The organism is Flavisphingomonas formosensis, from assembly GCF_009755815.1.
GTDB lineage: Bacteria > Pseudomonadota > Alphaproteobacteria > Sphingomonadales > Sphingomonadaceae > Flavisphingomonas > Flavisphingomonas formosensis.
In genome coordinates, this window is the sequence record NZ_WRPK01000009.1 from 297092 (window position 1) to 311260 (window position 14169).

The 14169-nt window shown below is 62.0% G+C and carries 11 protein-coding genes; 2 read left to right on the forward strand and 9 right to left on the reverse strand.

Annotated elements, in window-relative coordinates; all coding sequences use genetic code 11:
* Positions 1-554 precede the first annotated feature (554 nt).
* The gene (locus tag GQY20_RS23470) at positions 555-1361 is read left to right on the forward strand and encodes an IclR family transcriptional regulator (RefSeq protein ID WP_157219565.1); all 807 of its coding nucleotides are present in this window, start codon (positions 555-557) and stop codon (positions 1359-1361) included.
* On the opposite strand, the gene GQY20_RS23475 is transcribed toward GQY20_RS23470, so the two are convergent.
* Genes GQY20_RS23475 through GQY20_RS23490 form a run of 4 tightly spaced genes read right to left on the reverse strand, consistent with a single transcriptional unit; the run spans position 1358 to position 7669 of the window.
* Positions 1358-4879, reverse strand: coding sequence for a molybdopterin cofactor-binding domain-containing protein (locus tag GQY20_RS23475; RefSeq protein WP_157219566.1), 3522 nt, complete (start codon positions 4877-4879; stop codon positions 1358-1360). The two genes, GQY20_RS23470 and GQY20_RS23475, sit on opposite strands and share 4 nt — an antisense overlap.
* Positions 4876-5373: a (2Fe-2S)-binding protein gene (locus GQY20_RS23480; RefSeq protein WP_157219567.1), complete on the reverse strand. Its 498-nt coding sequence runs from the start codon at positions 5371-5373 to the stop codon at positions 4876-4878. The genes GQY20_RS23475 and GQY20_RS23480 overlap by 4 nt, the downstream gene beginning before the upstream one ends.
* Entirely contained in the window at positions 5370-6380 is a 1011-nt protein-coding gene (locus GQY20_RS23485) for an alpha/beta fold hydrolase (protein WP_157219568.1), read from the reverse strand. The genes GQY20_RS23480 and GQY20_RS23485 overlap by 4 nt, the downstream gene beginning before the upstream one ends.
* Positions 6381-6382: 2 nt before the next feature.
* The gene (locus GQY20_RS23490) at positions 6383-7669 is read right to left on the reverse strand and encodes an amidase (protein WP_157219569.1); all 1287 of its coding nucleotides are present in this window, start codon (positions 7667-7669) and stop codon (positions 6383-6385) included.
* A gap of 298 nt (positions 7670-7967) precedes the next feature.
* Here GQY20_RS23490 and GQY20_RS23495 point away from each other — a divergent pair, with 298 nt between their 5' ends.
* Positions 7968-9008 (forward strand): M29 family metallopeptidase, encoded by a 1041-nt coding sequence (locus GQY20_RS23495; protein ID WP_157219570.1) that lies wholly within the window; start codon positions 7968-7970, stop codon positions 9006-9008.
* A gap of 4 nt (positions 9009-9012) precedes the next feature.
* On the opposite strand, the gene GQY20_RS23500 is transcribed toward GQY20_RS23495, so the two are convergent.
* The 5 genes from GQY20_RS23500 to GQY20_RS23520 all read right to left on the reverse strand — a co-directional run bounded on the left by GQY20_RS23500 (position 9013) and on the right by GQY20_RS23520 (position 14160).
* The gene (locus GQY20_RS23500) at positions 9013-9966 is read right to left on the reverse strand and encodes an ABC transporter ATP-binding protein (RefSeq protein ID WP_198351164.1); all 954 of its coding nucleotides are present in this window, start codon (positions 9964-9966) and stop codon (positions 9013-9015) included.
* Positions 9967-10022: 56 nt separating this feature from the next.
* Positions 10023-11078 (reverse strand): ABC transporter ATP-binding protein, encoded by a 1056-nt coding sequence (locus GQY20_RS23505; protein WP_157219571.1) that lies wholly within the window; start codon positions 11076-11078, stop codon positions 10023-10025.
* Entirely contained in the window at positions 11071-11961 is an 891-nt protein-coding gene (locus GQY20_RS23510) for an ABC transporter permease (RefSeq protein ID WP_157219572.1), read from the reverse strand. Before GQY20_RS23510 ends, GQY20_RS23505 begins: the two co-directional genes overlap by 8 nt.
* Positions 11958-12899: an ABC transporter permease gene (locus GQY20_RS23515; RefSeq protein WP_269769775.1), complete on the reverse strand. Its 942-nt coding sequence runs from the start codon at positions 12897-12899 to the stop codon at positions 11958-11960. The genes GQY20_RS23510 and GQY20_RS23515 overlap by 4 nt, the downstream gene beginning before the upstream one ends.
* A 73-nt stretch (positions 12900-12972) precedes the next feature.
* Positions 12973-14160 (reverse strand): AbrB family transcriptional regulator, encoded by a 1188-nt coding sequence (locus tag GQY20_RS23520; RefSeq protein WP_157219574.1) that lies wholly within the window; start codon positions 14158-14160, stop codon positions 12973-12975.
* Positions 14161-14169 lie beyond the last annotated feature (9 nt).

Consider the following 14169-nt stretch of genomic DNA (forward strand, 5'->3'; position numbering starts at 1 on the left):
TTGCAAGCCGACAAAAGCAGAAGTCGATCCCGGCCAAGAATTCCAGGGCTCCGACTGAAAATCAAAACTGTGATGATTTCCGGGCACGCACGAGCGTAGGCGTTGCTCTTGCCGTTCGGCCATACTGATCCGGCATCTCATCCATAACGGATGTTAATTGATTGCCCTGATCGATGACTGAACGCGCTGGAAAGAGCGAAAATTTCCGTGCGGGCACGATACCGTCCGCGCGCAGGGTTTGAAGCGTCCCAAATGGACCCTTGTGCGAATTGGCAAATCATTTCAGATTTCTCACATGCGCCCGGCAGAGGCGCGAAGGGGTAAGCCTGATCCGGCACTCAATCTCGTTAGCGGTGGCCACGGCCACTTAGCCAATGACTGGGGAGCGTAGTGATCTTGCGGCGAATATTTTCTCATGACGGCCAGGACGATGGTCTTGATGCGGCAAAAAATGCGCCGGGGAATGGGCGCTGTGTCGCGTTTAGCTGCGGTCCGATGTTCAGTTGCTCGCCCAGCCGCAAAAATCCTGACATTCGCTGGTAGGAGCTTCTCGCATGCTTCAAGTTGCTCAGGCCTATTCCCACATCCTTCCGTCCGAGGTTGGCGAGGATAAGTGGATCATCAAATCCGCGCACCGCGTGCTGCAGGTATTCGAGTTCTTCACTGACGCGCGCAGGCCCGCTTCGGCCACCGAGATCGCCAATGCGCTCGACTTTCCGCAGTCATCCACTTCGATGCTGCTGCGTAGCCTCGTATCCCTGGGCTATCTCGATTATCATCGCGAAGGCCGCACTTTTCAGCCCACCATCCGGCTCTCGCTGCTGGGCGGCTGGATACCCGAGCGCATCGACGTCGCCAGTTCGCTGATCGAGATGCTGAGCCGGCTCCACGAGGAGATCGGCGAGACGATCATCCTGGCCGAGCAGCACCGCAACATGGTGCGCTACATCTACGTGGTGCAGCGTCCCCTGCCGGGTCTGTCCTATTATATTCGTCCCGGCACATTGAGACCCGCGCTGATGACGGCGGCTGGCCGGATGCTGTTGACGCTCAACAGCGAGCGTGAAGTGACTGCCATCATCCAACGATCGAACGCGGAGGAGAGCGACCCGGCCAACTGGGTGAAACGCGCCGAATTCATGCAGGAGCTGGATACCTGCCGGCGGGAGGGCTTCAGTTACACCCATCGCGGGGTCGAAGACGATGAGACCGGTGTGATGTGTGCAGTGCTGGCGCCTCCCGAGGCGGGCGCACGGCCGATGTCCGTCGCGGTGTGGACGGCGAAGCGCCGCTACACGCCGGAGGCGGCGCTGCTGATCCGTGAACGGCTTATGGCGGTAGGGCGTCCGGCCGACTGTTAGCGTGGGCGTTCGGTACGGATGCGCCGAATAGCGCCAGGGACGTCGCGCCATGCGGGCTTGCCTGCCGCCTGGGTCTTGCGAACGAAGGTCACGAGTTCGGCGAGTTGCTCATCGCTAAACTGGCGCGCGAAGGACGGCATCGCACCGCGCGTTCCCTTTGCGGGATCGTGCACGCCGTTCAGAATGGTGCGGATCAGATTGTCTGGACGCTCCGAATGGACCGTGCTGGACAGAGGCAGGGATACCTGACCGCCGAACATGTCGAGATTGTCGTTAGCATGGCATACGGCGCAAGCTCCATCGAAGATGCGTGCGCCGACATTGTCGATCGGAACAAGCTGTGCTCGCCCGAGCATCGTCAGGGCGTCCGCGCGCCGAGTAGTGGCCGCTTCGCTCAAGCCGCTCGGAGATCGCGACGCCAGATAATGCGCCATGGCGCGGATGTCGCCGTCCGGCAGGGCTGAAAGTTCATCCACCACCGCCAGCATCGGCCCGGCGGTGGCGCCATGTTGTGCCGACGCTCCTGTACGCAGATATTGGTAATAGGCTTCTTCGGTCCACGGGATCGGGGAGGGGGAATAGGCACCGAGCGCCGGAGCATCCCAGCCGTCTACTATGCCACCGGTAAGATGCCGCGCGCCGGTTGCTTCCGCACCCAGCGCGTTGCGTGGGCTATGGCAGGCAGCACAGTGGCCGGCACCTTCGACAAGGTAGGCGCCGCGATTCCAACGCTCCGATCGTGCTGGATCGGGGGTGAAAACTTCCGCCTTGTGGAACATGGCGTTCCAACCGGCCATCAGCGGCCGGACGTTCATGGGAAAGGCGAGCCGGGTCTCCGGCACTTTCGACTTCACGGCGGGTTGGGACATCAGATAGGCGTACAGCGCCTGCAAGTCGCCGTCCGTCATCCGCGCGAAGGCGGTATACGGGAAGGCCGGATAGAGGTGGCGGCCATCGCGGCTGATCCCCTGGCGCATGGCGCGCTCGAAGGCCGGATAGGACCAGGCGCCGATGCCGGTTTCGACATCGGGCGTGATGTTGGTGGAATAGACGTTACCGAAAGGCGTCCGCAGCGCATGCCCGCCAGCGTTTGGGGCGCTTGCGCCGTCGGTATGGCAGCCGACGCAGTTGCCGGCAGCAGCGACGAGGCGACCGCGCTCGATCGTCTCGGACGTAAAGACGCCCGCGCCCTCGAACGCGATCGGAGCAATGGCGGGCTTGATCGGCGACAGCATGGTGAAGGCCGCGGCGATCAGCCCGCCGGCAGCGGCCAGCCATGGCGCGCCAGCCTTCATCTTCCGGGCAAAGGGCGGCGCGCTCCCATTCTGCTCAAGCAAGCCGGTACGCACTCGTTCAGGGGTGAGCGGCAGTTCGCGAAAGCGCACGCCGGTGGCGTCGTACACTGCGTTGACGATTGCGGCCGCGCTGGGCACGGACGCGCTTTCGCCCGCGCCGAGCGGCGGATCGTTGGGACGCGGAACAAGGTGCGCTTCCACCACCGGCGCTTCGGGAAACTTCAGGATCGGATAGGTCGACCAGTCGCGGCTGGTGACGGCAACTTCATTGAAGGCGACTTGCTCCATCAGCACGCGACTGACGGATTGAAAAACGTTCCCCTCGATCTGGTGCCGCACACCGGCCGGGTTGATAACCATCCCGGAATCCTGGGCGACGACAACCTTGGTGACCGCGACCTCGCCACTCGTCTTGTTCACCTCAACGTCGACTACCCAAGCGGCGGCGGCGGCGGCCTTGCCGGGGAACGGGCCGTGAAGATAGGTCGAATAGGCAAAGCCGCGCCCTCGAGCGACGTCGGGAGCGATCATCTCCTTGCCCGGCGCGATTTTCGGTACCCAGCCGGCGCGCTCGGCGGTTTGACGGATCAGATCCCTGGCTCGCGGGTCGCTGATGTTACGCGCGCGATACTCGACAGGATCGACGCCCGCCGCTTCCGCCATCTCGTCGATGAAAGATTCATGAGCGAACGCGTTCGGCATGGCCGAAACGCCCCGCAAAAAGGCGGCCCGCACGACCGGAGCCTGATCGTGGCATACAACCCGCATATTTTCATAATCATAGGGCGGTTCGGCATTGCGATCGCCGATGGGGCCGCTCCCTGCCACCGGATCGACCTTGCGCGTGAGCAGCAGGGCCAGCATCGGCGCCATGTTGGAGGGATAACGGGTCGCAAAATCATAAGCGACGAGGTTGCCATCCGCATCGATACCGCCGTCGACATCCATCAACTGAGCGGCGCCCTTCGGCTCCCAGGCATGTTCCTGATCACGGGACAACTGGACACGGACCGGCGCACCGACGGCGCGCGCAAGCAGAGCGGCGTCCGCGCCGACATCGTCCATCCCGCTCCGGCCATAAGAACCGGCTGTTTCCAGACGGACGATCTCGATGTTGTCAGGGGCCACGTCGAGGAGGATGGCGAGATCGTTCCTGAGCATGTGCTGGGTCTGGGTGCCGGACCAGACGGTGAGACTGCCCGCCGCATCGAAGGCGGCGACCGAGCAACAGGGGCCGATCGAACCATGCATGTGCCAGGGCCAGACATAGGTATGCGATCGCCGGAAGGCAGCCGATGCCAGCGCTTCGTCGACGCCGCCGGTGTCCTTCAATATGCGTGGGGTGGACGGATTGGCGCGCACGGCTTCCACCGGGGAAGCAAGATCGGGCAACGGCGTGAAATCGGCCCAAACGACGCTCAGCGCGCGGGCGGCGGCCTCCGCATCTTCCTCGCGAGCGGCGACGACGCCCACGAAATCATGGATTACCACCAGCTTTACGTCCGGCATGTGCGCGATCGAGGATTCGTCGACCCGCAGCAGACTACGGCCGATGAAGGCGCCGCTGTCGCGGCCGCCATAGGGCGGGCGTATCACCCGTCCGTGCAGCATGCCGTCCAGGCGCACATCGTGAACGAAGGTCCATTGACCGGTTACCTTACCGGGAATGTCGACGCGCCGGGTGGACTTGCCGACGATGCTGTACGCCGCCGGATCCTTCAGCGGGAATGAATCGTCGAGATCGAGGACGATCGTTTCACCCGCAATCAGCTCGGCATAGGTGCAGGAACCGCCGTCGCCCGTGCGAGGGGATATTGTTCCGTCCAACACCTCGAGCTCTTCGGCGGAAACGCCGAGCAAAGATGCGGCTTTGCCTACCAGCCAGCCGCGGGCCTGGGCCGCCGCCCGGCGCAGCGGTATGGCCGTCACCTGTATGGTCTCGCTGGCGGTGGTATATCCCTGGTCCGGTGCCCACAATGTGTCGCCGAGCACCATCGAAACGCTCGAAAGTGCTAGATCGAGCTCTTCCGCTACGATCTGGGTCAGCGACGTGCGAATACCCGTGCCCAGATCGACGTGGCCGTTCAGCCCGATGGCGCGGCCGTCGTCGAGCAGCACCACGAACGGTTCGGCGACGGCATCCGGCCTCGGGCGCACGACGGCGAGGACACCAGGGCGGGCCAGCAACTCGGCCGGAGAAGCGGCGGGGAGGGATGGGTTCATTCGACCACGGGCATGTGTGACGTCATCGCGCGCGCGGCGGCTCGAATGGCAATGAGAACTTCGTTGTGGGAGCCGCAGCGGCAGAGATTATATTTCAACGCCTGACGGATATCGTTGTCGCTCGGATCGGGGATCCGGCGGAGCAGCGCTGTCGCGGCCAGGATGATGCCATTGACGCAGTAGCCGCATTGGGTGGCACTCTCCGCGATGAAAGCAGCCTGGACAGGATGTGGCTGCTCAAGCGTACCGAGGCCTTCGAGAGTGACGATCTCGCACCCCTCCAGACCACCCACCGGCAGTATGCAGGAACGGGCCGTCTTTCCGTCGATCAGCACCGTACAGGCGCCGCACTGAGCCAATCCACAGCCATATTTGGGGCCGTTCAACTGCAGGTCGTTGCGCAAGACGTGCAGCAGCAGCGCACCTGAGCAAACCGCCAACTGGTGCGTGGCGCCGTTGACGGTGAGACGAAGCGGGCCCGTGCGCGGCGTCACGGTCGAACTGCCAGGATATCGCGCACCGCCTGTTCCACGAAAGCGATGTCGGCAGGATCGGTACCCGGGGCGCCCGCGCGGTGGCCCCAGATTGAGGGGATGATCCGCAGCTCGGCATTCGGCATATGGCTGACCTCGATCTCGCTGTCTTCGGGCGGGAAGTAGAGGTCGGTCTTCGATGGCATGACGATAGCCCTGGCCGTGATCGCGCCCAATGCCCCCTCGTAGTCACCGTTATAAAGTTCGTTGCGAGAGAGGTCCGCGCTCTGCCATGTTGCAACCTGGGTCAGCACGTCGTTGGCGTCGACTGTTACGGCCGGCTGCGCGCGATCGAGATATTCCCGGGTGGTGGCGAAACCCGCCTTCAGATGCAGCTCTTCGCGATAAAACGCCTGCGATGCGGCCCAGCTGTCGAAGACGAGCTGTAAGCGTTCGAAAGCCAAGGTCAGCGGTTGCCCGTACGCCCCGCCGTTAAATTCCGGATCGGAGGTTACGGCCATTTTTACATTTTCGAGGAAGATATAGTTATGGTGGGCGGTGCGGGCCGATCCCACGAAGGGTAGCAGCCTCTCGACCTTGTCGGGATAATAGGCCGCCCATTGAAAGACGATTTGGGCGCCCATCGAGCGGCCGATCGCCAGATGGAGGCGATCGACTCCGAATTTCTCCGTCATCAGCCGGCGCTGGGCTTTCACATTGTCCAGTACCGACACGTAGGGGAAGTGCGATCCGTCGAACGGGGCGGGCGTGTTGCTGGGTGACGAAGAATGGCCGTTGCCGATGATGTTGACCACCACGATGAAATATTGGGTGGGATCTAGCGGCTTTCCCGGCCCGATGATCCAGCTGTTCAGCACATGGCTTCCGCCGAACCAGGTAGGGAACAGGATGGCGTTGGACTTGTCGGCGTTGAGTTTGCCATGGGTAATATAGGCCAGCCTCAGACCCGGGATCGTCACTCCGCCTTCAACTGCGGTTGCGCCCAGTTCGAAGATGTCCGCTGCCATGCTCATGCGGCCTTCAATGCATCTTCGAGAAAAGCGGCGGCGGACAGCGTTCTGGCATCCTCGCCGGGGCGACCGATCACCTGGACGCCGATCGGCATATTGTTGGGGCCGAGGCCGGCGGGCACGGTCACGCAGGGGGCATGCAACATGCTCCACATGCAGTTGAAGCTGGCGTCACCGGTCTTTTCGAGGCCCAGTGGCGCCTCGCCCGGCGACGGCGGTGTTATCAGTACGTCGGCATCCCCGAACAGGAGGTCGATGTTGGCGCGAGCCCAGGCTATGCGCTTGACACCGTCGTCGTAGCGCTCGGGCGTGGCCGTTCGCAGACAGGCTTCGATCATCTCGATGGACCTGGGGTGGAGCTTGTCCGGGAGAAACCGATATTCGTAGTAAAGAGCGCGTGACACCTCCCATTCCATGACCATGGCGAAGGTTTGGAGCAACCGGTCGAACCCATTCACCAGCGGCTTTTCGGTTACGCAGACGCCCTTGGTCGAAAGCGCGGCGATGGCGCGCTGCAGAGCGATTTCCGCCTCCGGCTGCGCCACTGGCCAAGCCTCGCTGCGGTAAAGGATCACTTTCGGAGTCGACAGCGCATCGGGAATTGTCAGCCTGGGGCGACCTCCCACCACCGATGTGAAGAGGGCGACATCGCGGACATCCTTGGCCATCACGCCGATAGTGTCGAAGGAATTGGCGAGAGGCTTTGTGCCCGTACGCTCGATGACGTCGTAAGTCGGTTTGTAGGCGACGACTCCGCAAAAGGATGCAGGGCGAATGGTGGAGCCCGCAGTCTGCGTACCAAGCGCCACCTGCACCATGCCGCCGCCGATAGCCGCCGCCGATCCGCTGGATGAGCCGCCGGGCGTGCGGGCAAGGTCGAAAGGATTCCGGGTCTTTCCTGGTGCGGCCGCCGCGAATTCCGTGGAAACCGTCTTTCCCAGCAGCAGCGCGCCGGCTTTCCTGAACTGGGCGACGACCGCCGCATCAGATCGTGGGCGGTGTCCCACATAGGCTTTGGAGCCATAAGTGGTCGGCATATCGACAGTGTCGATCACATCCTTGACGCCGACGAGCATGCCTTTCAGCGGACCTACATCAGGCGCGGCGTCGATCGCCTTTGCCATCATGATGGCGTGGTCCGGATCGAGGTGCTGCCAAGCCTCGATGTCGGGTTCGACGACGGCGATGTGGTCCAGATAGGTTCGCGTCAGGGTCTCGACCGTCAGGTCGCCCTTTGCGACCCGCGCAATGGTTTCGCATGCGGTGAGTTCGAGGAGTTTCTGCATGGCAATTCCCGACCTGAACGCCGCTTGGCACAAGCCACGCAGCGGTCTGCAAGATGTGCAGACCGCCCAACGAAACGAGTTGGGGGCATGAGTGTCAATGAACGCGAGCCGCTAAGCAACCAGAAATCAAGCTTATGAAATCTTCGCTGTAGCGTCGAAAATTTATTCCCATTCCTTGTCAAATTGTTGGCGAAATCAGACTCGTGATTGGAGCATCAGGAGCCTCCGCTTAGGCTGATTGCTGGCCCGCGGCGTCGATGTGCGGCTCTGGTGCATTGATCTTGATGGAGCTCCAACGATGGTGGATTCCGATCTGGTGGCGACGTTCAAGACGGAATTGCAGCTGTGCGGAGTCAAGCCGGGGACCACGGTTGCCGCGCTGTCCGAAGGGCTGGTCCGGCAGGAGTATGCCCAAGCCACGCTGCTTGCCTCACGTGAACTTGGCGCCGATGTTTTTCACGTCAATCTGCCGCCGCGCGAAGGTCCATCCAGCGCCATGGTGGGCAATCGACCGGTCGTCGAGATGCTGAAGAATGCCGATCTCGTCATGGATTTCATGAGCCTGTTGTTCAGCCATGAACAGAACGAGATACTGGCAAGCGGCACGCGTATGCTTATGGTGCAGGAGCCTTTGCATGTCCTGAAGGCGCTTGCTCCGTCGAAAGACCTGCGCCGGCGGGTAGAATTCGCCGGCGAGCTTCTGACAAACGCCAGGGAGTTGCGCTTCACCTCGCCCACCGGCACGGACATAAGCTATAAGCTCAACCAATATCCGGTGCTCACCGAATATGGTTATACCGATACGCCTGGGCGTTGGGATCACTGGCCGTCCGGTTTCCTGCTCACCAGCGGCGATGACGATGGAGTGGACGGCACTGTCGTGCTGTCGCCCGGCGACATCTCGATGGTTTTCGCCAGCTATTTCACGTCACCCGTGACGCTGACGGTCAAGAAGGGCTATGTCACCGATATTGCCGGCGACGGTCTCGATGCTAACCTGCTCCGAGGCTATATAGAGAGCTTCAACGATGAACGCGCTTACGGCGTCAGCCATATCGGCTGGGGCCTGAACGAAAAGGCCACCTGGCACAATCTTGGGCTCACCCGGAATGCCCTCTCACCGGCGATGAACGGATATCCGGAGATCGGCGTCAACGCACTCGCCTTTTACGGCAATGTATTGTTTTCGCTCGGGCCGAATACGGAGGTGGGCGGTAAAAACGACACGCACTGTCATATCGATCTGCCGATGCGTAACTGCAGTCTGTCGCTCGACGGCCAGCCGATAGTGGAGCGCGGCCGGATTGTCGTTGAAGAGATGAAGGTTCCGGGGTTTTGAACGATCATCCAAGCCGGCAGGCGACGGCTGAGACCGGCAGCTGGGTGCAGGCGGCCATATGCGTCTGGCTCAGGCTGACACTTGGGGGCTGCGCCATCTGGCATGTGGTCTGCACGGCGGGGCAACGCGGGGAAAAAGAACAGCCCTGGGGCAGAGCGCGCAAATCGGGTGGAGCGCCTTGGATGGTGGTCAGGGTCTGACCGCGCATGCCTGCGTGGACCGTCGCCTTCAACATGGCGCGCGTGTAGGGATGGCTCGCGTTGAGCAGCACATCCTCGGCTGATCCCGTCTCGACGAAACGACCAGCATACATCACCGCCACTCGGTCTGAGATTTCAGCAGCTACGCCCATGTCATGCGTGACGAAGATCAACGCCATGTCGAGCTCCCGTTGCAGCTTGCGCAGCAGCAACAGGATCTGGATCTGGACGGTGGCGTCAAGCGCCGTGGTGGGTTCGTCGGCAAGCAGGACGCTGGGGCGGCAGGCGAGCGCCAGCGCGATCATCGCACGCTGCCGCATACCGCCGGACATTTCATGCGGGAAATTTCTCAGCCGCCGCTCCGCCGATGGAATGGAGACGAGATCGAGCATTTCCTTGGCCCGGGAGTGGGCTTCGGCATAGCTCGCATCTTCGTGCCGTAGCACTGTCTCGATGATCTGCTCGCCGATCGTATAGACGGGATCGAACGCAGTGGACGGTTCCTGGAAAATCATCGAGATGTCCCGACCTCGCATGGCCGATCGTGTCTCGTCATCGAGTTGGGTCATATCGACGCCGTTGATGCGGATCGAGCCTCCCAGCCGGGCGGAGTTGGAGTTGAGACCCAAAAGCGCGCGAAGCATGACCGATTTTCCCGAGCCGCTTTCGCCTATGATGGTCAACACCTCACCGCGGGCGAGATCATAGGAGACGCCATTCACGGCGCTGATGGTGGCACCGTTACGCGCGAAGGCCACGGTCAGATCCCGCACGCTTACGGCCGGTGTAGGGGTGGGGGTGGCACATGCTGTCATCATATGGGCGCTCGCGAGTGACCCGAACCGGGCTGTTGCATGAGGCAGGCGACGCTATGGTCGCCGTTATCGAGTGGTTTCAGGGTTGGTGCCATCTGTCCGCAGACGCCTTCGGCGAACTCACAGCGCGTGCGGAAGCGGCAGCCGGACGGCGGATTGATCGGGTTTGGCGGATCGCCTGTGATCGGCGGCACGAGCGTGCGCTTGCGGGGATCGTGGCTCGGCTTGGAAGCCAGCAACGCCCGCGTGTAGGGATGTTTTGGGTCGCCATAAACCTGATCGACAGGGCCGATTTCCACAATACGTCCCAGATACATGACCATCATGCGATCGGAGATATATTCCACGACGTTGAGATCATGGCTGATGAAAACATAAGTAAGCTTTAGCTCCGCTTTCAGGCTGTTCAGAAGGTTCAGAATTTGAGCCTCGATCGATTTGTCCAGTGCCGATACGGCCTCATCAAGGATCAGCAGGCGAGGCTCGAGCGCGAGCGCACGGGCGATGTTGACACGCTGCCGCTGACCGCCAGAAAGCTCGTGTGGATAGCGATGGCGATATTGGGCAGGTGTCAGCCCGACGCGCTCCAGAAGATCGTCGACCTTTGCCGCAACCATGTTGCGAGGCTCGCCGCGCATTCGACGCGCAAAGCCGATGCAATCCGCAATCGTCATGCGCGGGTTCAGTGAGGCATGGCTGTCCTGGAAAACCATCTGCATCTGGCGGCGCAGTTCGGCCGTCGTGATGCCGGTATGGCCAAGCGGATCGCCATCGAAGATCAGTTCGTGGCGGTCGGCTTTCAGTATCTGCATGAGAAGGCGAGCCATGGTGGATTTGCCGCAGCCGCTCTCGCCGACGACGCCCAGAACCTCGCCCTTCATGACATCGAACGATAGGTCGTCAACGGCCTGGACGACACCGGTGCGCCGGCCCATCAAACCGGATCGGATCGGGAAATGCTTGGTAAGGCCGCGAACGATCAGCAACGGCTGCAGTGGACCGCCGCGATCGCGCGAGGCGGCAGCCGGATCGGCGTGCAGGGGGGCGTCAGCCATCCTGCACGTCCATGGCGACGCGCAGTCCGTCGCTGATCACATTGAAGCATACCGACGTCACGAAGATCATCAGGCCGGGGAGAGCGGCCACCCATGGCTGGACGTAGATCGACTGGCGTAGGCTATTTAGCATCTGGCCCCATTCGGGATTGGGCGGTGACATGCCGAGGCCCAGGAATGAAAGGCCCGCCGCCAGAATGATCGATAGCCCGGCGAGGCTTGAGGCGTAAACCAGCACCGGCGCCTGGACGTTGGGCAGAACCTGATGAAGGATGATCCGGAAATCGGTGGCGCCACTGCATCGTGCGGCCTCGATATAATCCATGCCGCGGATGCGGGTGGTCGCCGTCTCGGTGATCCGAACGATGGATGGCGTGAAAACAATGCTGAGCGCTGCGATCGTGCTGAGCAGGCCGGGGCCTAAAACCGCACATGCCGCGATCGCAAGCAGCACGGCCGGAAAGGCATAGAATATATCCATGGTGCGCATGATCAGCGCGTTGACGCGTCCGCCCGCATAGCCCGCGATAACCCCCAGGCTGCCGCCGATCGCCAGCGCGATCAGCACCGGCGCTGCGCCGGATATCAGGGAGAGACGCGCCCCGTAGACGAGCCTAGTCCACATGTCCCGGCCAAGCTCGTCCGTGCCCAGCAAGTGACCATGGGTTCCGATCGGCTTCAGGCGCTCGAGCGCGTTTCCCGAATAGGGCTGGCCGTCGGTGACGTAAGGAGCGGCGATCGCCAGCATGACGATCAGCGCGGAAATGCCCATGGCTGTCATTGTGCCCTTGTCGCGCTTGAGACGGCTTACGACCCGATTGGATGGTCGCCGCGCGCGAACCGGCCTGACAGGCGGGACGGGCGGCGCGATGGGTTTGCTCATCGCCGCATCCGGGGATCGATGATCGCTTGGGCAGTGTCGACGCCCAGGTTCACGAGCACGAAGATAACCGACAGCAGAAGCACGGCGGCCTGGATCACGGGTATGTCGCCCGACAGTATCGCCTGGTTGAGGAGCTTGCCCGTCCCGGGCCAGTTGAAGACCAGATCGACCAGGATGGAGCCGCTGATCAGGTAACCGAATTGCAGGCCCATGACTGCAAGCACTTGAGGGGCCGTGTTCCGCACCACATGTTCGCGGATGACATCCATGCGCATGCCCTTGGCGACGAGTGCTGTCACGAACTCCTGCGACAATGCCTCGAGCGTAGCAGCCCTCACGATGCGACCGACTACGCCCATCGGGATCAGCGACAGGGTAGCGATGGGCAGGATCATATGTCGCCATTGTTCCCAGTGCAGCGGCCAGCCTTCCGGGCCCATGCCCTGAGCCGGCACCCAGTTGAGATCGAAAGCGAAGATCGCAACCAGCAGAATGGCGAACCAGAAAGGCGGGACGCTGATTCCCGCAATGAAGAATAGCGAAAACAGGCTGTCCTGCCAGCGGCCCTTTTTGACGGCTGCCAGAGCCCCGAACAGGATACCGAGCAAAAAGCCAACAAGGGCAGCGAAGAAGGTGATCTGCAAGCTGTTCAGCAGGGCGGAGAAAAGCGCATCGCCGATCGGCCGACCGCTAACGAGCGAAACCCCGAAATTACCGTGCAGCACCTGATGCAGCCACAGCAGATATTGCTCCCACAAAGGCTTGTCGAGGCCGTCAATCTGCGCGATTTCTGCGCGCAGCGAAGGGGGCGAGCCCGGAGGGACCATGCTGTCGACGATGTTGCGCGGCATCATATGGATCAGGGCAAAGGTGATCAGCGAAATGCCGACCAATATCGGCATGACCTGGATGACCCGCCGGATCAGGAACTGAAGCATAGCGGTTCGATGATCGGGCAGCCGACGAGGAGCACGCCGTTGAAAATCTGATCTGTCGGAAGGACTGATCGGCTCATGGCGCGGTGCACGATGGGCGGCTGTTGTCCGACGCGTCGCTCGCACCCGTGTCGGGCGATTTGGGTATGATGCGGCAGATCAACATGACGAGATAGGGCGCCATCATGATCACGGCGAAGAACCGCAGGGTTTGCACCGTCATGACTACGGACATGTCTGCCTGTCCATTGAGCGCGAGGATGGCGATGGAGTCGATCGCTCCGGGGCTGGTCGCCAGATATCCGGTGACCAGATCCACGTCGAGAAGCAGGGAGAGGCCAAGCCCGGCTATCGCGCACAGCAAAATCAGCACCAGCATGGCGAGGATCATCGCCGGCAGGTTGCGCAAGGCGACGCTCAGCATGGAACGATCAAATTGCAGGCCTACGTACCAGCCCACAGCGCCATAAGCGACGGTCACGGTCCAATAAGGCAGGCCGATGGGAAACCATCCGTTGACGTTGATGATCGCGCCCAGCACGGTCGTGACGAGCAGCGGGCCGGCCGGGATTTTCGACGGCCGCCCAAGCATAAGGCCCACAATGGCCAGGACAACCGTCGGGACGGCGTCCAGCAGGGGTGTGTCGTGGAGCGGGAGCGGCCTGGCGGGAGTGGCGCCGTGGGCGACGTGCAAGCCGGAGCCGGTGAGCAGGCTGGCCACGAGCGAGGCAGTGAAAAGGACGACGATCAATCGTACATATTGCATGAAGGCAACAATACGCGGATCGCCTCCAGCCTCCGCCGCCAAGGTGACCATGACGTTCCCCGCCCCCGGCATTGATCCCAAGGCTGCCGTCTGGGCATCGAGGCTGGTGAAGCGCACGAGACCCCACGAAACAATGCAGGCAGCGACGGCGGTGGCGAGAATCACGGCGGCTATAGCGGTCCAGTGACCACCCACGAAGCGCACGATGCCGAGATCTATCGTACGCGCCATCAAACAGCCGATCACGGCTTGGCAGCCGATCGGCACCTTGCGCGAGACTTTGAGGTCCGAGTGCGAAAAGGAAAATATCAACCCGGCGAGCAGCGGCCCCAGAAAGAGGGCGGACATCACTTTCCAATGATGAAACAGGTACGCAATCAAGATTGTGGCTGCCAGCAGCAAGGGCCACTGCCAAACGCCGAGGCGGCTCAAGCCATGCTGAGAGCGCACGACGGGAGTGGGCCTTCTGTCATTGGGTTGCGCCGCTTCGGCGGCCATGCTGGGGCG